This window comes from Streptomyces sp. NPDC005805 (assembly GCF_040630445.1).
GTDB lineage: Bacteria > Actinomycetota > Actinomycetes > Streptomycetales > Streptomycetaceae > Streptomyces.
Genome location: NZ_JBEXXN010000004.1, coordinates 179976 through 198539 on the forward strand (window position 1 = coordinate 179976; position 18564 = coordinate 198539).

Consider the following 18564-nt stretch of genomic DNA (forward strand, 5'->3'; position numbering starts at 1 on the left):
CGGCCCCGCGCAGGGCGCAGACTCGACAGGGACGGACCGTTCGCGGACGGGCGGAAGCGGTCGCGCACCACGAGGAGGACACACGCCATGGCCACCGTGTACGAGGTCGCCGGCAGCCCGCTGGGCGAGTTGCTGCTGGTCGGCGAGGAGTCGGCCGGGGCGCCCGGAGGGACGGCGCTCGCCTCGCTGTCGCTGCCCGGGCAGAAGGGCGCCGCCGTGGTCCAGGGCGACTGGCGGCGCCGGCCCGAGGCGTTCCGCGAGGTCCGCCGGCAGCTCGACGCGTACTTCGCCGGTGAGCTGACCCGCTTCGACCTCGCCTTCACCGGCACCGGGACCGACTTCCAGCGGCGGGTGTGGCGCGCGCTGGAGGAGTTGCCCTACGGGCGCACGGCGAGCTACGGGCAGATCGCCGCGGCCGTCGGCACCGCCTCGGCCGGGGTGCGGGCCGTGGGCACCGCGATCGGCCGCAATCCGCTGCTGGTGGTGCGGCCCTGCCACCGGGTGATCGGCGCGGACGGCGCGCTGCGCGGCTACGCGGGCGGGCTGGAGTCCAAGGCCCGGCTGCTGCGGCTGGAGGGCTCGCTCCCCTCGCTCACCTCACCCGCCTCGCCGCCTTCGTGAACGACACCCTGTTCCCGAGGGAGCGGACGACCGTCGCGCCCGGCGCGGTCCATGTGCCCGACTGGCTGCCGGCGGCCCGGCAGCGGGAGCTGGTGGCGGCGTGCCGCGACTGGGCGCGCGGCCCGGTGCCCCTGCGGCACACCGTCCTCCCCGGCGGCGGGGTGATGTCGGTGCGGACCGTCTGCGTCGGCTGGCACTGGCAGCCGTACCGCTACTCCCGGACGGCGGACGATGTGAACGGCGCCCGGGTGGCCGCCTTCCCCGGGTGGCTGGCGGACCTGGGGCGGGAGGCGGTGGCCGCGGCCTGCGGGGAGGGGCCGGAGAGCCGGGCGTACGCCCCGGACACGGCGCTGGTGAACTTCTACGACGCGGCCGCGCGGATGGGCATGCACCAGGACAAGGAGGAGCGGTCCGGCGCCCCGGTGGTGTCCCTCAGCATCGGGGACACCTGCGTCTTCCGCTTCGGGAACACCGCGTCGCGCGGGCGGCCCTGGACGGACGTCGAACTGCGGTGCGGGGACCTGTTCGTGTTCGGCGGGCCCTCGCGGTTCGCGTACCACGGGGTGACCCGGGTGTTCCCGGGCACGGCCGGGCCGGCCTCCGGGCTGGACGCCGGGCCGGCCGGCGGGCGGCTGAACATCACCCTCCGGGAGACCGGCCTCGGCTGAGGCGCGGGGTGCCGGGCGCGGGTGCCGGGTGCGAGGTGCCGGGTGCGAGGTGCCGGGTGCGAGGTGCCGGGTGCGAGGTGCCGGGTGCGGGCGGAGGCGCCCCGGGTGCGGCCGCGCGGCTCAGTAGGGTGCGGCGTATGACGGGTGAACTGCGCCGCGGTCTCGGGGTGTTCGACGCCGTGGTGATCGGCCTCGGGGCCATGGTGGGGGCCGGGATCTTCGTGGCTCCGGGGTCGGCCGCGGGCGCGGCCGGGTCCGGGCTGCTGATCGGGCTCGCGCTGGCGGGAGGCGTGGCCTACTGCAACGCGATGTCCTCGGCACGGCTGGCCGCGGTGCACCCGGCGTCCGGCGGCACCTATGTCTACGCCCGGGAGCGGCTCGGCGACTTCTGGGGGTACCTCGCGGGGTGGGCCTTCGTCGTCGGCAAGACCGCCTCCTGCGCGGCGATGGCGCTGACCGTGGGCGCGTACGCCTGGCCGGGGCGGGAGCACGCGGTGGCGGTGGCCGCGGTCGTGGCGCTGACCGCGCTCAACTGCACGGGCGTCCAGAAGTCGGCCCGGGTGACACGGGTGGTGGTGGCCGTGGTGCTGGGCGTCCTGGTCGCCGTGGCCGTGGTGCTGCTGTCGTCCGGGGCCGCCGATCCGGGTCGTCTGGCGCCGGGCGGGGATGTGACGGCGGGCGGTGTCCTCCAGGCGGCGGGGCTGCTCTTCTTCGCGTTCGCCGGTTACGCCCGGATCACCACCCTCGGCGAGGAGGTCCGGGACCCGGCGCGGACGATTCCGCGCGCCGTGCCCCTGGCACTGGGCATCGCGCTCGTGGTCTACGCGGGGGTCGTCGTCGCTCTCCTCTCCGTGCTGGGTGCGGGCGCGCTGGCGCAGGCGTCGGCGCCGCTGGCCGAGGCCGTGGAAGCGGCCGGGGTGCCGTGGCCGGCACCCGTGGTCCGGGTGGCCGCCGTCCTGGCCGCGCTGGGGTCGCTGCTGGCACTGCTGCTCGGCGTCTCGCGCACGGCGCTGGCGATGGCCCGGGACGGCCGTCTGCCGCGCACCCTGGCCGCGGTGCATCCCCGCCACCGGGTGCCGCACCACGCGGAGATCGCCGTGGGGGCCGTCGCCGCGGTGGTGGCGGCGACGGTCGATGTGCGCGGGGCGATCGGCTTCTCGTCGTTCGGCGTGCTGGTGTACTACACCCTGGCCAACGCTTCGGCATGGACGCTGGGTTCCCGGCTCGCGGTGCGGATCACGGCCGGGGCCGGGCTGGCCGGCTGTCTTGCGCTGGCGTTCGCCCTGCCCGCGTCCTCTGTGCTGGCGGGCACGGGTGCGCTGGCGGTGGGAGCCGTGCTGTACGCGGTGCGGGCGCGGCACACGGGAACGGGCCGGAACGACGGGCCCTGACCCCGCGTGGGCGTCCGCGTGCCCGTGCCCGGGGACGGTCCGTCAGCGGCCCGCGAACGGGCGGTCCGTGGGCACGATCTCCTTGCCGAGCGGCATCAGCGAGACCGGGATCAGCTTGAAGTTGGCGATGCCGAACGGGATGCCGATGATCGTCAGGCACAGGGCGATGCCCGTGAGGATATGGCCGAGGGCGAGCCACCAGCCGGCCAGGACGATCCACAGCACGTTCCCGACGAGGGAGGGCGCGCCCGAGTCGTGGCGGTCGACGGTGGTGTACCCGAAGGGCCACAGGGCGTAGACGCCGATACGGAAGGCGGCCAGGCCGAAGGGGATGCCGATGATCGTGATGCAGAGCAGCACACCTGCGACCAGGTATCCCAGGAACAGCCAGAAGCCGCTCAGGACCAGCCATATGACGTTCAGAATTGTCTTCACGGTCGGTGACCTGCCATCTGCTCGAGTCGAGCGATCCGGTCCGCCATGGGCGGGTGGGTGGAGAACATCCTGGAGAGGCCCCGGCCCGGGCCGAAGGGATTGGCGATCATCATATGGCTCGCCGTCTCCAGCCGGGGCTCCGGCGGCAGCGGGAGCTGCTTGGTCCCGGCGTCCAGCTTCCGCAGGGCGCTGGCGAGGGCGAGCGGGTCCCCGGTGAGCTGGGCACCGGAGGCGTCCGCCTCGTACTCGCGGGAGCGGCTGACGGCGAGCTGGATGACCGAGGCGGCCAGCGGCCCCAGGAGCATGATCAGGAGCATGCCGAGGAGACCGGGGCCGTCGTCGTCGCTGGACCGGCCGATCGGGATCAGCCAGGCGAAGTTGACCAGGAACATCACCACGGACGCCAGGGCCCCGGCGACCGAGGAGATGAGGATGTCGCGGTTGTAGACGTGGCTCAGCTCATGGCCGAGCACCCCGCGCAGTTCGCGCTCGTCGAGGATTCTGAGGATGCCCTCTGTACAGCAGACGGCGGCGTTCCTCGGGTTCCTGCCGGTGGCGAAGGCGTTGGGGGCCTGGGTCGGGGAGATGTAGAGCCGGGGCATGGGCTGCCGGGCCGCGGTGGAGAGCTCGCGGACGATGCGGTAGAGCGCGGGGGCCTCGAACTCGCTCACCGGCCGTGCCCGCATCGCGCGCAGGGCCAGCTTGTCGCTGTTCCAGTACGCGTAGGCGTTCGTGCCGAGGGCGACGACGAGCGCCACGATCAGCCCCGTACGGCCGAAGAAGCTGCCGATGACGAGAATCAGTGCGGACAGTCCCCCGAGGAGGACGGCGGTCTTCAGCCCGTTGTGCCGGCGGTGCACGGTACGCCCTCCAAGTGGTGCGGCAGGGGACCCTTCTACCCGGGTGCTCCACTCTCCAGTGGACCCTTCTGTACTGGTCAACGCCAGGCGAGGGACGCTGGTTCCCCGCGCCCCCGGCTCGCGGGCCAGGGGCTGTGCGGCGGGGCGGGGGCTCGGCCGTCCGGGTGGTTCCGGCCGCGTGCGGTGGGCGGGCGGCCCGTCAGAAGAGGGTGTCGGCGGCGAAGCGCAGCGCCAGCTGGGGCCAGCCGGAGAGCACCACGGCGGCGAGCGCGGTGAGCGCCACGGCGACGGTCACCGGCGCCGGGCCGCGACGGCGCGCCCCACCGGGCGCCCCGGTGGCGGGCTCGGTGGCGGGCTCGGCGGCCGTCTCCGGCGCGCGGAAGAGGACCGCGGTCCAGCGCAGGTAGTAGGAGAGCGCGACGACCACGTTGACGCCCATCACCACGGCGAGCCAGCCCAGCCCCGCGTCGACCGCCGAGGAGAAGACGGTCACCTTGGCGAAGAGCCCGATGATGCCCGGCGGCAGGCCCGCGAGGCAGAGCAGGAAGAAGGCCATGGCCAGGGCGGCGAGCGGCCTCGTCGCGTACAGGCCCCGGTAGTCGGAGATCCGGTTGCGCGGGTGGCTGCGGGCGACCAGGGCCGCGACGGAGAACGCGCCGAGGTTCACCACGGCGTACATCAGGGCGTAGGAGACGGTCGCGCCGATCTGCTCGTCGCTGGAGTACGCGGCGGCCGCGATCGGGACCAGCAGATAGCCCGCCTGCCCCACGGAGGACCAGGCCAGCAGCCGGACCGCGCTCCGGTCGCGGCCGGCCGCCTGGCGCAGCGCGGCGGCGTTGCCCGCGGTCATGGTGAGGGCGGCGAGCACGGCGAGGGCCGGGCCCCAGATGTCCGCGTAGCCGGGGAAGGCGACGACGGTCACCAGGACGAGCCCGGTGAAGCCGACCGCCTTGCCGACCACGGACAGGTAGGCGGCGACCGGCAGCGGGGCGCCCGTGTAGGTGTCGGGCACCCAGAAGTGGAAGGGGACCGCCGCGGTCTTGAAGGCGAAGCCCACCAGGGTCAGGGCCACGCCCGTCTTCGCGAGGGTGTCGAGCTGCCCGGGGACGTTCTCCAGCGCGGCGGCCACCTCGGTGAGGTGCATGGTGCCCGTCGCCGCGTACACGAAGCTCACGCCGAGCAGGGTGACGGCCGTCGCGGTGACCGAGGAGAGGAAGAACTTGAGCGCGGCCTCGCTGGACCGCCGGTCGCCGCGGCGCAGCCCGACCAGGGCGAACGCGGGCAGGGAGGCGACCTCCAGGGCGACGATCAGGGTGGCGAGGTCCCGGGAGGCGGGCAGCAGGGCCGCGCCGGCCGCCGAGGAGAGCAGCAGGAACCAGTACTCCCCGGCGGGCAGCCCGCCGGGTCGGGTCTCGGTGAGGGAGAGCACGGCGGTCAGCAGGGCCCCGCCGAGCACCAGGAACTGGATGACCAGGGTGAAGTGGTCGGCCGTGTAGCTGCACGCCCGGGTGCCGGCGGCGAGGCAGAAGGTCGAGCGGTCCCCGGCGCGCAGGGGTGCCAGGGAGACGATCGCCGCCACCAGGCCGGTGATCGCGAGGGCGCCCAGCAGGGGCTTGCGGCGCTCGGGGAGGAACAGGTCGGCCACCAGGACGAGCAGGCCCGCCACGGCGGTGAGGGTGGGCGGCGCGATGGTGGCCCAGTCGACCGACTGGACGAGGCCGGCTGCGCTCTCGGCGGCGACGGTCACGAGTTGCCTCCCGCGAGGAGCTTCTGCACGGCCGGGTCGGTGAGCCCGAGGAGGACCGCGGGCCACAGTCCGGCGAGGACGGTGAGGGCGACGAGCGGCGTCCAAGCGGCGAACTCGTGGCCGCGGACGTCGGTGAGCAGGCCCGCCGACTCCCGCTCGGGGGTGCCCATGCACACCCGCCGCACGACGACCAGCAGATACGCGGCCGTCAGCAGGGTGCCGAAGGCGCCGACCGCCATGAAGACCAGGAACGCGGGACGGCTCAGGCCCGGCGCGGGGTCGAAGGCGCCGAACAGGGCCAGCATCTCGCCCCAGAAGCCGGCGAGTCCCGGCAGTCCGAGGGAGGCGACGGCGGCGAAGGCGAGCAGACCGCCGAGCCGGGGGGCGCGCCCGTACAGGGCGGCGCCGCCGGCACCGGCGAGGGTGTCGAGGTCGGCGGTGCCGTACCGGTCCTTCACCGCGCCGACCAGGAAGAACAGCAGTCCGGTGATCAGGCCGTGGGCGATGTTGGCGAACAGGGCGCCGTTGACGCCGGTCGGGGTCATGGTGGCGATGCCGAGGAGGACGAAGCCCATGTGGCCGACGGAGGAGTAGGCGATGAGCCGCTTCAGGTCGCCGCCCGCGCCCCGGCGGGCCAGGGCGAGGCAGGCGAGGGACCCGTAGACGATGCCGGTGACGGCGAAGGCCGCGAGGTAGGGCGCGAAGACCCGCATGCCGTCGGGGGCGATCGGCAGCACGATCCGGACGAACCCGTAGGTGCCCATCTTCAGGAGCACGCCCGCGAGCAGCACCGAGCCGACGGTGGGCGCGGCGGTGTGGGCGTCCGGGAGCCAGCTGTGCAGGGGCCACATCGGGGTCTTCACGGCGAGGCCGATCCCGATCGCCAGAACGGCGATGACCTGCACGGACGTGGTCATCCCCCGGCCGTTGTCAGTGGCGAGTGCCACCATGTCGAAGGTGCCGGTCTTCAGCCCGATCAGCAGGAGGCCGAGCAGCATCACGACCGAGCCGAGCAGTGTGTAGAGGATGAACTTCCAGGCCGCGGCCTGCCGCCCCTCGCCGCCCCAGCGGGCGATGAGGAAGTACATCGGGATGAGCACCATCTCGAAGGCCAGGAAGAAGAGCACGAGGTCGAGGACGGCGAAGGTCGCGAGGGTGCCCGATTCGAGGACGAGGACGAGCGCGGTGAACGCCTTCGCCGCGTGGGGGGAGCGCGCCGGGCCGGCGGGCGCGGAGTCCCTGGTGAAGTAGGTGTGCAGGGCGCAGAGGAAGGTCAGCAACGCCGTCAGCAGCAGAAGGGGGAGCGAGATGCCGTCGACACCGAGGTGGATCCGCACGTCCAGTGCCGGAATCCAGCTCACGTCCGTGGTGGCCTGCGTGGCCGAGGGGCGGTCGTGGTCGAAGCCGAGGGCGAGGACCACGGCGGCGACGAGGACCGCGCCGGTCACGGTCACGCCGTGCCGCAGGACGGCCTGGGCGGGCCCGGTGCCGCGCAGACCGGGCGGGGCCGGCAGCAGGGCGGCGGCGGCCCCGGCGAGCGGGGCGAGGACGATGAACGCGAGAAGGAACCGCATCACGGACTCGCTGATATCGATCACGGCTCAGACCCCCGCGTTCAGGTGGGACAGGACGACGACGGCGACGGCGAGCACCACCGACCCGGCGAGGAGTGCGCCGAGGTAGGTCTGCACATTGCCGGTCTGGGCCCGCCGGACGGCGGCGCCCAGCAGGCGGGTGCCCGCGCCCGCGCCCCGGACGTAGGTGTCGACGACCTCGCGGTCCAGGAAGCGGACGAGTCCGGCCGCCGCGCGCACGGGGCGCACGAAGAGGGCGGAGTACACGGCGTCGAGGTGGAAGCCCGCGGCGGCGGGCCGGTGCAGGGGGCCGAGGAGCAGCCGGGCCGGGTCGGCGGGGTCGGGCGCGCCCGAGAGGGAGCCGTAGGCGGCCTTGTGGGTGGCGATGGCCTCGGCCTCGGAGAGGGCGGGCTCCTCGTCGGGGTGCGCGGCGACGGCGCCCATCGGGGGGCGGCCGGCGAAGGCGGTGGCGTGGCGCCAGGCGGCGTAGGTGACCAGTCCGCCGACGAGGGCGACGCCGGTGCCGAGCACGGCCGTGGTGAGGGTGGGGGCCAGGTCCTGGCCGTCGAACCAGCCGGGGAGGCGGTCCCAGGCGAGTCCGAAGGCGATCGAGGGCACGGCGAGGACCCAGAGCACGGAGGTCATGGCGACGGGCTCCCGGCCGTGGTCGGGGGCCTCGGGGCCGTGGCCGCGGAAGGCGAGGAGCCAGAGGCGGGTCGCGTAGGCGGCGGTGAGGAGGGCGGTGACCAGTCCGGCGACGAGCACGGTCCAGCCGGCCGCGGCGGGGGCGAGTCCGGACTCGCCGAGCGCGGTGTGCTCGGCGGCCACCAGGACGGCCTCCTTGGAGAAGAAGCCGGCGAACGGGGGGATGGCGGCGAGCGCGAGCAGGGCGATCGTCGTCGTCCAGTAGGCGTCGGGGGCGCGCCGGGCCAGGCCGCTCATACGGGACATGGCGGCCAGGGAGTTGGTGCCGGCGGCGTGGATGAGCACACCGGCGGCGAGGAAGAGCAGCGCCTTGAAGGCGCCGTGGGCGAGGAGGTGGAAGACGGCGGAGCCGCGGTCGCCGACGGCGAGGGCGCCCGTCATATAGCCGAGCTGGCCGATCGTCGAGTAGGCGAGGACCCGTTTGATGTCGTCCTGGGCGAGGGCGGCGAGGGCGGATCCGGTCATGGTGACCGCGGCCATCACGGCGAGGACGGTCATCGCCGCGGCGGAGGCGGCGAACAGGGGAAGGAGCCGGGCGACGAAGTAGACACCGGCCGCGACCATGGTGGCGGCGTGGATCAGCGCGGAGACGGGGGTGGGGCCGGCCATCGCGTCGGGCAGCCAGGTGTGCAGCGGGAACTGCGCGGACTTGCCCGCCACGCCCGCGAGGAGCAGCAGGGCGACGAGGGTGGGGTGCTCGATTCGGCCGTCGGCGACGGCGTCGAGGATCCCGGTGATACGGAAGGTGCCCGCGTCGGCGGCGAGGGCGAACAGACCGATCAGGAAGGGGACATCACCGAGCTTGGTGACCAGGAAGGCCTTGAGGGAGGCGGCCCGCGCCTCGGGGGTCTCCCAGTAGTGGCCGACGAGGAAGTACGAGCAGATGCCCATGATCTCCCAGCCGACCAGCAGCACCATCAGGTCGCCCGAGTAGACGACGAGGAGCATCGCGGCGGTGAACAGGGAGACCAGCGCCGCGTAGGAGGGATAGCGGGGGTCGTCGCGCAGATAGGCCGTGGAGTAGATCTGCACACAGGAGGCGACGACGCCGACGAGGACGGCGACGAGGGCGGCGAAGCCGTCGATGTGCAGGGCCAGGTCGATCGGGACCGAGCCGGTGGGGGTGAGTTCGGTGGCCGCGTCCAGGGCAGGGCCGCCGTCCTGGCGCACCGCGACCAGGACGGCGAGCACGGCCGCGGCGAGGACGGGGAGTACGGCGAGGGGGCGGACGAAGCCGGGGGCGGTGCGGCCGAGCAGAAGGCCGGCCGCGGCGCCGAGGAAGGGGAGGAGGGGGACGAGGACGGCGAGGGTCGTGGTGGTCACGCGGTGGCCTCGGCCTTCTCCTCGCGGTCGGCGGGTGCGTCGTCGGCTCCGGTGTCCGTGCCGGTGCCGTCGGGGGTCTCCGCGGTGTCGCGGAGGCGGTCGATGTCGGAGGTGCCGCGGTTGCGGTACACCATCAGCACGATGGCCAGGCCGATGCCGATCTCGGCGGCGGCGATGGCGATGGTGAAGAGGGTGAGGGCCTGGCCGGCGTGGAGGGTGTCGCGCAGCCATACGTCGAAGGCGACCAGGTTGAGGTTGACGGCGTTGAGCATCAGCTCGACGGACATCAGGACGAGGATCGCGTTGCGGCGGGCGAGGACCCCGTAGAGGCCGACGCAGAAGAGGAGGGCGGCGAGGACAGCGGGATAGGCGAGGTGCATCAGCGCGTCCCTCCGTCGGTGGGTCCGGTGGGGGTGTCCGGGTCGTCCTTGCGGGAGAGGACGATCGCGCCGACGAGGGCGGCGAGGAGAAGGACGGACAGGGCCTCGAAGGGGAGCACCCAGTTCCGGAAGAGCATCTCGCCGGTCACCTCGGTGGAGCCCTGGACCGGTCCGTCCAGGTCGATCCAGGTGGTCCGGAAGGCGTCCACGACCACCCAGACCAGGGCGACGGCGGCGGTCCCGGCCACGGCGAGGGCGACCCACCGGTTGCCGGAGTCGGCGTCCGGGGAGCGGCCGATGGGGGCCCTGGTGAGCATCAGCCCGAAGAGGAGGAGGACGACCACGGAACCGACGTAGATCAGCACCTGCACCCAGGCGATGAACTCGGCGGTGAGCAGGAGGTACTCGACGGCGAGTCCGCCGAGCGCGACGACCAGCCAGAGGGCCGCGTGCACCAGTTGGCGGGTGGTGACGGTGATCACGGCCGCGCCGAGGGTGACGAGGCCGACGAGGACGAAGGCGATCTCGACGCCGGTCGGGGAGAGGAAGCCGTGGGGGGCGGTCGCGGCGAGGGTCATGCCGTACCTCCGTCCTCGGTGCGGCGCTCGCCGGGCGAGGGGTCGGCCGCGTCGGCCGCGTCGGCCGCGTCGGCCGCGTCGGCTTCCTTGGCCGCCTGGGCCGCCTCCGCCGCGCGGGCGGCCTCGGCGGCCCGGGCCGCTTCGAGTTTGTCGGCGGTCTTGCGGGCCGCGGCGAGTTCCTTGGGCTCCTCCGCGCCCGGGTCGAGCGCGGGCGGGGCGGGCACGGTCCACATCCACTCGCGGAGCTTGTCCCGCTCATGGGTGAGTTCGTGGATGTCCGTCTCCGCGTACTCGAACTCGGGCGACCAGAACAGCGCGTCGAAGGGGCACACCTCGATGCAGATACCGCAGTACATGCAGAGGGAGAAGTCGATGGCGAAACGGTCGAGGACGTTGCGGCTGCGCTCGCGGCCGCCCGGGGCGGCCGGCGGGACCGTCTCCTTGTGGGAGTCGATGTAGATGCACCAGTCGGGGCACTCGCGGGCGCAGAGCATGCAGACGGTGCAGTTCTCCTCGAACAGGCCGATCACCCCGCGCGTGCGGGGCGGGAGTTCGGGGAGGACGTCCGGGTACTGCGCGGTGACGGTCCTCCTCGTCATCGTCCGCAGGGTGACGGCCAGGCCCTTGGCCAGGCCGGAACCGGGGATCGGGGACACGGCTAGAGCACCACCTTGACGACGCCGGTGAGGGCGATCTGGGCGAGGGCGAGCGGGACGAGCGCCGTCCACGCGAGCTTCTGCAACTGGTCCTCGCGCATCCGCGGGTAGGACACCCGCAGCCAGATGACGACGAAGGCCAGGACGGCGGTCTTGAGCAGGGTCCAGAGCCAGCCGAGGCCGTCGGCGCCGAACGGGCCGTGCCAGCCGCCGAGGAAGAGGACGGTCGTCAGCGCGCAGAGCACGACGATGCCCGCGTACTCGGCGAGCAGGAAGAGGGCGAAGCGCAGACCGGTGTACTCGGTGTACGCGCCGAAGATGATCTCGGAGTCGGCGACCGGCATGTCGAAGGGCGGACGCTGGAGTTCGGCGAGACCGGCGACGAAGAAGACGAGCGCGCCGGTGATCTGCCAGGGCAGCCACCACCACTGGAAGGCGTCGAGGATGCCGATGAGGGACACCGTGCCGGCGGCCATCGCGACCGAGGCGGCGGCCAGCAGCATGGGCAGCTCGTACGCGAGCAGCTGGGCGGCGGTGCGCAGACCGCCGAGGAGGGAGAACTTGTTGGCCGAGGCCCAGCCCGCCATCAGCGAGCCGAGGACGCCGACGCCCATCACGGCGAGGACGAAGAAGACGCCCGCGTCGACGACCTGGCCGACCGCGCCCTCGCCCGGGCCCACGGGGATGGCGACGAGGACCAGGAGGTAGGGCAGCAGGGCGACGGCGGGGGCGAGTTGGAAGACACGGCGGTCGGCGTCGGCCGGGACCACGTCCTCCTTCTGCGCGAACTTCACGCCGTCGGCGACGAGCTGGGCCCAGCCGTGGAAGCCGCCGGCGTACATCGGGCCGAGCCGGCCCTGCATGTGCGCCATCACCTTGTGCTCGGTCTGTCCGACCAGGAGCGGGAGGACGAGGAACGCGGCGAAGACGGCGAGGAGCCGGACGGCGACGTCGAGCACGTCGTTCACGCGGGGTCGCCTCCGGTGGGTCGCTCGGGGGTGGTGTCGGGTGTTGCCGGGGTGTCGGGTGCCTCGGGCGCGGGCTCGGCCTCCGGCGCGGGGGGCTCGGCCTCAGGCGCGGGAGGTTCTCCGGGCTCGCCCGGCGCGGGGCGCGCCTCGCGCTCCTCGGGCCGCTCCTCGGGCTCCTCGGGTGTGGGGCGCTCGCCGGAGGCGGAGGGCTCTCCGGGCAGCCCGGGCTCCTCGGGCGCGGGGGGTGGTGTCTCGCGCTCCTCGGGCTCCTCGGCGAAGGCCGGGCGGGCGTGGTGCCAGGGGGCGTCGGCACTGCGGGGGGCGCGGCGCGGGGGCTGCGCGGGCGGGGCGGACCCGGCCGGGTCCGTGGCGTCGTCCGGGGTGGCCGGCGGCTGCGCCGCGGTCTGGGACGCGGAGCCGTCGCTCGCGCTGCGCGTCCGGCGGGGCCGGGGCGCGGGCGGCGGCGTCTGGGAGGCCGAGCCCTCGGACGCGCTGCGGGTGCGGCGCGCGGGACGCTCCCCGGTTCCTGCCCCCGGACCGGCCTCCGGGGCCGCCTGGGACGCCGAGCCCTCCGACGCGCTGCGCATCCGGCGCGGGGGACGCTCCCCGGTACCGGGTCCGGCCCCCGGACCGGCCTCCGCGGGCGGCGGCGTCTGGGAGGCCGAGCCCTCCGAGGCGCTGCGCGTCCGGCGCGGCGGCCGCTCACCAGCGCCCGTGCCGCCCGCACCGGCGGCGCCCCCGGCACCCGCACCGGCACCCGCCCCCGCGCGCGGCGTGCGGGCGGGCCGGGTCGGGGCGGGCGGGAGCTGGCCCTTGAGGGGGCCCCACTCGTTCGGGTCCGGCACCCCGGGCGGCAGCATCTGCCGGCGCTTCGGCCCGCCGTGGTCGGACTCCCCCGGCTCCTTGGCGCCCGGCCACGCCTTGGCGACCCGGGCGGCGAGCACGAAGTCCTTGCGCAGCGGATGTCCCTCGAAGCCCTCGGGCAGCAGCAGTGGTTCGAGCCCCGGGTGGCCGGTGAAGTCCACGCCGAACATCTCGTGGGTCTCCCGCTCGTGCCAGGCGGCACCGGCCCAGACCCCGACCGCCGTCGGCAGCACGGGGGCGTCGTGCGGGACGGTCGTACGCACCAGCAGCCGCCGGACCGCGCCGTCGCCCAGGGCCACGGCGTGCACGGACACCAGGAACCCGGTGCCCGGCTCGTCCACCGCGCTCAGCCAGTCGAAGAAGGTGCAGCCCAGGGTGGACCGGGCGGTCTCCAGGGCCGGGATCCAGGACTCGGCCGGGACGTCGACCGTGAGGAGGTCGTAGGCGCGTTCCGCGGTGGCGCCGTCGCCGAAGAGTTCGGTCACCCCGTCGGGGAGGGTGTCGTACGCGTTCACCGTCCACCGCCCTCCGCGCCGGCCCCGGCACCGGAAGCGGTCCCCGGACCGGCCCCGCCCGCGTCCGCGGGAGGCGGCGGCGCGACCAGCCCGCTGCGCAGCGCGTCCGCCGACGGACGCGCCCCGCCCCCGCGCCCGTAGCGCTCGCCCAGCGACTCCCGCGCGATCTTCTCCTGGAGCTTGAGGATGCCCTGGAGCAGCGCCTCCGGGCGGGGCGGGCAGCCCGGCACGTACACGTCGACGGGGATGATCTGGTCGACGCCCTTGGTCACCGAGTAGGAGTCCCAGTACGGGCCGCCGCAGTTGGAGCAGGCGCCGAAGGAGATGACGTACTTCGGCTCCGGCATCTGCTCGTAGAGCCGCTTCACCGCGGGCGCCATCTTGTCCGTGACCGTGCCCGACACGATCATCAGGTCCGCCTGGCGGGGCCCGGGCGCGAAGGGGATCACGCCGAGCCGGATGAAGTCGTGCCGCGCCATGGACGCCGCGATGAACTCGATGGCGCAGCAGGCGAGCCCGAAGTTGAAGACCCACAGGCTGTAGCGGCGGCCCCAGTTGAGGACCACCTTCATCGGCTCCGGCGCCAGCCGGGACAGTACGCCGAGCCGCTGGGGCTCCGGCAGGTCCACGGGGGCGGGGGTCACGCCCATGTCAGGACGCCCTTCTTGTACGCGTAGAGCAGTCCCACGGTCAGGAAGCCGAGGAACACGAACATCTCGACGAGGGTCGTCGCGCCGTAGCCGTCGGCGGCGAAGACGGTCGCCCAGGGGAAGAGGAAGATGGAGTCGACGGCGAAGATCACATAGAGGAAGGCGTACACGTAGTAGCGGACCTGGGTGTGGGCCCAGCCGTCGCCCACCGGGTCGACACCGCACTCGTAGGTGAGCAGCTTCTCCGGGGTCGGCGCCACGGGCCGCAGCAGCCGTCCCGCGCCGAACGCGACGGCGACGAACAGCACGCCGAGCACGGCGAGCAGGCCGACGACCCCGTACCCCTGGAAGTAGTCCGCCGCGTGGACGACCACGGTCTCCTCCGGCACGTCCGCCCTCGCTCCCTCTCCGCGTCCCGCTCGTCCGCGTCCCGTCGCCTCGATACGCACCGGAGTCTAGGCCCTGCCCAAGCGGGCGCGGGCAGTCGCGTCGGCGGGCGCGGGCGGCCGCGTCCCGGGCCGGGTGGGGTTATCCCTACGCCGCCGCACCCATGTACCCCATGGCGGGCCGGGTACCCGGCCCGGCAGGCTGGGCACATGACCGCGAGTGACACCGCCCCCGACGAGACCGGCGAGACCGGCCCGCCTCCCGCGCGCTTCGCCTTCGACCGCCGCACCTGGAAGGAGATCGCGCATCTGCTGCTCAACCTGCCGGCCGGCCTGATCGCCTTCGTCTACGTGGTGACCGTGGTGTCCGTCGGCGCCGGCCTGGGGGTCACCGTCGTCGGGCTGCCGCTGCTCGCCGCGGGTCTGGTGGGGGCGCGGGGCATCGGGCGGATGGAGCGGGCCCGCGCCCGGGCGCTGCTCGGGGTGCGGGTGGACGAGCCGAGTCCGCCGGGGGCGTCCGACGGCGGCAGCGGGGCCCTGGCCTGGGTGTGGCAGCGGCTGAAGGACCCGGTCGCGTGGCGGGCGGTGCTCCACGGCTTCGTCCGGCTGCCGTGGGCGGTGCTCACCTTCGCCGTGACGCTGGTGGGCCTGGTGGTCCTCTGGCCGGTGCTGCCGTTCCTGGTCCGGGCCATGGCGAACGCGGACCGGGCGATGGTGCGCGGGCTGCTGTCGCCCTCCGACGAACTGGAGCGCAGGATCGCCGCGTTGGAGTCCCGGCGCGGAGTGGTGGTGGACACGGCGGCGGCGGATCTGCGCCGGATCGAACGCGACCTCCACGACGGCGCACAGGCCCGCCTGGTCACCCTGGCCATGGGCCTCGGCCTGGCGAAGGAGAAACTGGCCGAGGACCCGGAGGCCGCCGCCCGCATGGTCGACGAGGCCCACGGCGAGGTGAAGATCGCCCTCCAGGAACTCCGCGACCTCGCCCGCGGCATCCACCCCGCCGTCCTCACCGACCGCGGACTCGACGCCGCCCTCTCCGCCGTCGCCTCCCGCTGCACCGTCCCGGTCACCGTCACCACCGACCTGGACGAGCGCCCCGCCCCCGCCATCGAGGGCATCGCCTACTTCACCGTCTCCGAACTCCTCCAGAACGTCAGCAAACACGCCCGCGCCACCCGCGCCTCCGTCGACGTCTGGCGCGCGGGCGACCGCTTGCTGATCCAGGTCATGGACGACGGGAAGGGCGGCGCGCGGCTCGACGGCGGGACGGGCATGGCCGGTCTCGCCGAACGCCTCGGCGCGGTCGACGGCCTGTTCGCGCTGGACTCCCCCGCCGGCGGCCCGACCACCGTCACCGCCGAACTCCCCTGGCGCGCCCGCACCACCGCGTGACGCCGGCCGCCCACCGTGTGACGCCGGCCCCGCCGCGCCCCCACGAGCCCCCGCACCTCCCCGGGGTGGGGTAAACCCCCCACCCGGACGCCGACCGCCCTCATGGTGCGCGGCGCCCCCGGCCAGCAGGCTGGACCCCTGACAGCCCGCCTCGCAGAACGGACGACCTCGATGGCCATGGACCACGGTTACAGCGCGGCGCCGCCCCGGCAGCGGCGGGCGCACTCCCTCCCTCCCGTGCTGCGCGCGCCCCTGGAGGGGCGCACCTGGCGGGAGTTCGGCTGGATCCTGCTGAGTCTGCCCATGAGCATCCTGCTGTTCACCTTCAGCGTGACCATGGGGTCGATCAGCGCCGGGCTGCTCGTCACCTTCGTCGGTGTCCCGCTGCTGGCGGGCACCTTCGCCGCCTTGCGCGGCCTGGGCGCGGTGGAGCGGCTGCGGGCCCGGTACCTGCTGGACCTGGACGTGCCGGCGCCGGAGCCCGTGGTCGAGGGCGGCGGCGGGGCGCTCGCCTGGATCGGGGGGCTGCTCAAGAGCGGCACCTCCTGGCGGCAGCTGCTGTACTCGCTGCTCCACTTCCCGTGGGCGGTGTTCACGTTCAGCCTGGTGGTCCCGCTGTGGACGGCGGGCTGGGCGCTGGCGACCTACCCGCTGTGGCAGTGGGTCTTCCCCGCGTGGGGCGATGCCGGCGGCATCCAGCTGTACGGGGACGGAACGCACAACGAGTATCTGGACACCCCGCTGGAGATCGCCGCGACCTGTGTCGCCGGTCTGCTGCTGACGGTCGCCACGCCCTGGGTGATCCGCGCGCTGAACCAGGTGGACCGGCTCATGGTCGGCGGGCTCCTCGGCCCCTCCCGGCTGGCCAGCCGGGTCGTCGAACTGGAGTCGGACCGGGGTGTGGTGGTGGACACGGCGGCGGCGGATCTGCGCCGGATCGAACGCGACCTCCACGACGGCGCACAGGCCCGTCTCGTCGCCCTCGCCATGGATCTCGGCCTCGCGAAGGAGAAGCTCACCGAGGACCCGGAGGCCGCCGCCCGCATGGTCGACGAGGCCCACGGCGAGGTGAAGATCGCCCTCCAGGAACTCCGCGACCTCGCCCGCGGCATCCACCCCGCCGTCCTCACCGACCGCGGACTCGACGCCGCCCTCTCCGCCGTCGCCTCCCGCTGCGCGGTGCCGGTGGCGGTCGAGGTGGATCTGGACCGGCGGCCGGCGGCGGCGATCGAGGGCATCGCGTACTTCACCGTCTCCGAACTCCTCCAGAACGTCAGCAAACACGCCCGCGCCACCCGTGCCTCCGTGGAGGTCTGGCGTTCCCAGGACCGGCTGATGCTCCAGGTGACGGACGACGGACGCGGCGGGGCGGACGCGACGGCCGGCAGCGGTCTCGCGGGGCTCGCCGAACGTCTGGGCGCCGTCGACGGGGTCCTCGCCGTCGACTCCCCCGCCGGCGGCCCGACCACCGTGATCGCCGAACTCCCCTGGCGCGGCTGACCGAATCCGTCCGGCGGGACCACCACCCGCCCGGAAGCACGGACCCCCAGCCATCCCGCGCGCGCCCCGCGCTCCGGGCCCCCGGATCAACCCCGGGGGCCCGGGGCCCGTCCCCCGTGGGGACATGGACGCGGTCCCGGCTCGACCGGCACCCGATCCTGGGATGCTGGACTCGTGACCCGTCGGGGAAACGCCGGGCCACGGCCGCAGGACGCCGGACGTCGGCGACCGGACGACGACAAGGGGACGCGAGGCAGTGGAGGACAGAGTGCGCGTGGTGATCGCGGAGGACTCCGTGCTGCTCCGGGAGGGTCTGACCCGGCTGCTGACGGACCGCGGACACGAGGTCGTCGCCGGTGTGGGGGACGCGCAGGCACTGCTCAAGACGGTCACCGAGCTGGCCGCGCAGGACGCCCTGCCGGATGTGGTGGTCGCCGATGTGCGGATGCCGCCCACTCATACGGATGAAGGTGTCCGGGCGGCCGTGGAGCTGCGCCGCACCCATCCGGAGGTGGGCGTGCTGGTCCTCTCCCAGTATGTGGAGGAGCAGTACGCGACCGAGCTGCTGGCCGGCAGCAGCCGCGGGGTGGGCTACCTCCTCAAGGACCGGGTCGCGGAGGTACGGGAGTTCGTCGACGCGGTGGTGCGGGTGGCGCGGGGCGGCACGGCCCTCGACCCGGAGGTGGTGGCCCAGTTGCTGGGCCGCAGCCGCAAGCAGGACGTGCTCGCGGGGCTCACCCCGCGCGAGCGCGAGGTCCTCGGCCTGATGGCGGAGGGCCGCACCAACTCGGCGGTCGCCAAGCAGCTCGTGGTGAGCGACGGAGCGGTGGAGAAGCACGTCAGCAACATCTTCCTGAAGCTCGGGCTCTCCCCGAGCGAGGGGGACCACCGCCGGGTGCTCGCGGTGCTGACGTATCTGAACTCGTGACGGCCGGGACCCGTGACGGGGTCCCGTCCCGGAAACGGGGGCGGCGATGCATGACAAACACGGTGACACCGCGTCTCATAGGTTCGTCCGACATGTGAGCGGTCCGGGGAACGGCAACCCCGCGTCGTAGGGTTGCCAGGGGTGGGGCCGCGTTGCGGCCGCGCCCGAGGAACCGCCTCGACGAGGGAGGTCCAGTTCAGTGACCAGCCAGGTCAGTAGCCCGGCCGGACAGGCCGACGGGGCCGGAGGGGCCCGTGATCCCCACGACCCCCATGAAGCCGTCGTGGGCGGACAGCGCAGACCCGAGGGCCAGAAGGAGGTCCGCCGCCTGGACCGGGTGATCATCCGCTTCGCGGGCGACTCGGGCGACGGCATGCAGTTGACGGGTGACCGCTTCACCTCGGAGACCGCGTCCTTCGG

Annotated in this window: 18 protein-coding genes and 1 pseudogene; 7 read left to right on the top strand and 12 right to left on the bottom strand. The window is 74.1% G+C overall.

The window, feature by feature from the left end:
* Window positions 1–87: 87 nt before the first annotated feature.
* The 3 genes from ABZ457_RS04485 (at window position 88) to ABZ457_RS04495 (ending at window position 2680) form a co-directional block, all read left to right on the top strand.
* Window positions 88–621, top strand: a complete 534-nt coding sequence (locus ABZ457_RS04485; RefSeq protein WP_359153737.1) for a methylated-DNA--[protein]-cysteine S-methyltransferase — start codon at window positions 88–90, stop codon at window positions 619–621.
* Window positions 618–1289: an alpha-ketoglutarate-dependent dioxygenase AlkB gene (locus tag ABZ457_RS04490; RefSeq protein ID WP_359153739.1), complete on the top strand. Its 672-nt coding sequence runs from the start codon at window positions 618–620 to the stop codon at window positions 1287–1289. Before ABZ457_RS04485 ends, ABZ457_RS04490 begins: the two co-directional genes overlap by 4 nt.
* A gap of 137 nt (window positions 1290–1426) precedes the next feature.
* The gene (locus tag ABZ457_RS04495) at window positions 1427–2680 is read left to right on the top strand and encodes an amino acid permease (protein WP_359153741.1); all 1254 of its coding nucleotides are present in this window, start codon (window positions 1427–1429) and stop codon (window positions 2678–2680) included.
* 42 nt (window positions 2681–2722) lie between these two features.
* Here ABZ457_RS04495 and ABZ457_RS04500 read toward each other — a convergent pair whose 3' ends face one another.
* From ABZ457_RS04500 to ABZ457_RS04555, 12 genes are all read right to left on the bottom strand, one after another.
* The gene (locus ABZ457_RS04500; RefSeq protein WP_359153743.1) at window positions 2723–3115 is read right to left on the bottom strand and encodes a YccF domain-containing protein; all 393 of its coding nucleotides are present in this window, start codon (window positions 3113–3115) and stop codon (window positions 2723–2725) included.
* On the bottom strand, window positions 3112–3975 hold the full coding sequence (htpX, locus tag ABZ457_RS04505; protein WP_359153745.1) for a zinc metalloprotease HtpX: 864 nt from the start codon (window positions 3973–3975) through the stop codon (window positions 3112–3114). Before htpX ends, ABZ457_RS04500 begins: the two co-directional genes overlap by 4 nt.
* 199 nt (window positions 3976–4174) lie before the next feature.
* Window positions 4175–5722, bottom strand: a complete 1548-nt coding sequence (locus ABZ457_RS04510) for an NADH-quinone oxidoreductase subunit N (protein ID WP_359153747.1) — start codon at window positions 5720–5722, stop codon at window positions 4175–4177.
* Window positions 5719–7320, bottom strand: coding sequence for an NADH-quinone oxidoreductase subunit M (locus tag ABZ457_RS04515; protein WP_359153749.1), 1602 nt, complete (start codon window positions 7318–7320; stop codon window positions 5719–5721). The genes ABZ457_RS04510 and ABZ457_RS04515 overlap by 4 nt, the downstream gene beginning before the upstream one ends.
* Before the next feature lie 3 nt (window positions 7321–7323).
* The gene (locus ABZ457_RS04520) at window positions 7324–9324 is read right to left on the bottom strand and encodes an NADH-quinone oxidoreductase subunit L (protein ID WP_359153751.1); all 2001 of its coding nucleotides are present in this window, start codon (window positions 9322–9324) and stop codon (window positions 7324–7326) included.
* Window positions 9321–9704 carry an NADH-quinone oxidoreductase subunit NuoK gene (gene nuoK / locus ABZ457_RS04525; protein ID WP_359153753.1) on the bottom strand — a complete coding sequence of 128 codons (384 nt, stop codon included), beginning with the start codon at window positions 9702–9704 and terminating at the stop codon, window positions 9321–9323. The genes ABZ457_RS04520 and nuoK overlap by 4 nt, the downstream gene beginning before the upstream one ends.
* Window positions 9704–10282 carry an NADH-quinone oxidoreductase subunit J gene (locus ABZ457_RS04530; RefSeq protein WP_359153755.1) on the bottom strand — a complete coding sequence of 193 codons (579 nt, stop codon included), beginning with the start codon at window positions 10280–10282 and terminating at the stop codon, window positions 9704–9706. Before ABZ457_RS04530 ends, nuoK begins: the two co-directional genes overlap by 1 nt.
* Window positions 10279–10938 (bottom strand): NADH-quinone oxidoreductase subunit I, encoded by a 660-nt coding sequence (locus tag ABZ457_RS04535; RefSeq protein ID WP_359153757.1) that lies wholly within the window; start codon window positions 10936–10938, stop codon window positions 10279–10281. The genes ABZ457_RS04530 and ABZ457_RS04535 overlap by 4 nt, the downstream gene beginning before the upstream one ends.
* Before the next feature lie 2 nt (window positions 10939–10940).
* Window positions 10941–11906, bottom strand: coding sequence for a complex I subunit 1 family protein (locus tag ABZ457_RS04540; RefSeq protein WP_359153759.1), 966 nt, complete (start codon window positions 11904–11906; stop codon window positions 10941–10943).
* Window positions 11903–13285 carry an NADH-quinone oxidoreductase subunit C gene (locus tag ABZ457_RS04545; protein ID WP_359153761.1) on the bottom strand — a complete coding sequence of 461 codons (1383 nt, stop codon included), beginning with the start codon at window positions 13283–13285 and terminating at the stop codon, window positions 11903–11905. The genes ABZ457_RS04540 and ABZ457_RS04545 overlap by 4 nt, the downstream gene beginning before the upstream one ends.
* Window positions 13282–13935, bottom strand: coding sequence for an NADH-quinone oxidoreductase subunit B family protein (locus ABZ457_RS04550; RefSeq protein ID WP_359153763.1), 654 nt, complete (start codon window positions 13933–13935; stop codon window positions 13282–13284). The genes ABZ457_RS04545 and ABZ457_RS04550 overlap by 4 nt, the downstream gene beginning before the upstream one ends.
* Window positions 13926–14324 (bottom strand): NADH-quinone oxidoreductase subunit A, encoded by a 399-nt coding sequence (locus ABZ457_RS04555; protein ID WP_018847552.1) that lies wholly within the window; start codon window positions 14322–14324, stop codon window positions 13926–13928. The genes ABZ457_RS04550 and ABZ457_RS04555 overlap by 10 nt, the downstream gene beginning before the upstream one ends.
* A 207-nt stretch (window positions 14325–14531) precedes the next feature.
* On the opposite strand from ABZ457_RS04555, the gene ABZ457_RS04560 reads away from it, so the two are divergent.
* From ABZ457_RS04560 to ABZ457_RS04575, 4 genes and pseudogenes are all read left to right on the top strand, one after another.
* On the top strand, window positions 14532–15716 hold the full coding sequence (locus tag ABZ457_RS04560; RefSeq protein WP_359153766.1) for a sensor domain-containing protein: 1185 nt from the start codon (window positions 14532–14534) through the stop codon (window positions 15714–15716).
* 171 nt (window positions 15717–15887) lie between these two features.
* Window positions 15888–17216 (top strand): sensor domain-containing protein, encoded by a 1329-nt coding sequence (locus ABZ457_RS04565; RefSeq protein WP_359153768.1) that lies wholly within the window; start codon window positions 15888–15890, stop codon window positions 17214–17216.
* A gap of 268 nt (window positions 17217–17484) precedes the next feature.
* Window positions 17485–18144 (top strand): response regulator transcription factor, encoded by a 660-nt coding sequence (locus tag ABZ457_RS04570; RefSeq protein WP_359153787.1) that lies wholly within the window; start codon window positions 17485–17487, stop codon window positions 18142–18144.
* Between the two features lie 199 nt (window positions 18145–18343).
* Window positions 18344–18564 (top strand): annotated as a pseudogene (locus ABZ457_RS04575) (2-oxoglutarate ferredoxin oxidoreductase subunit alpha); the annotation flags it as partial.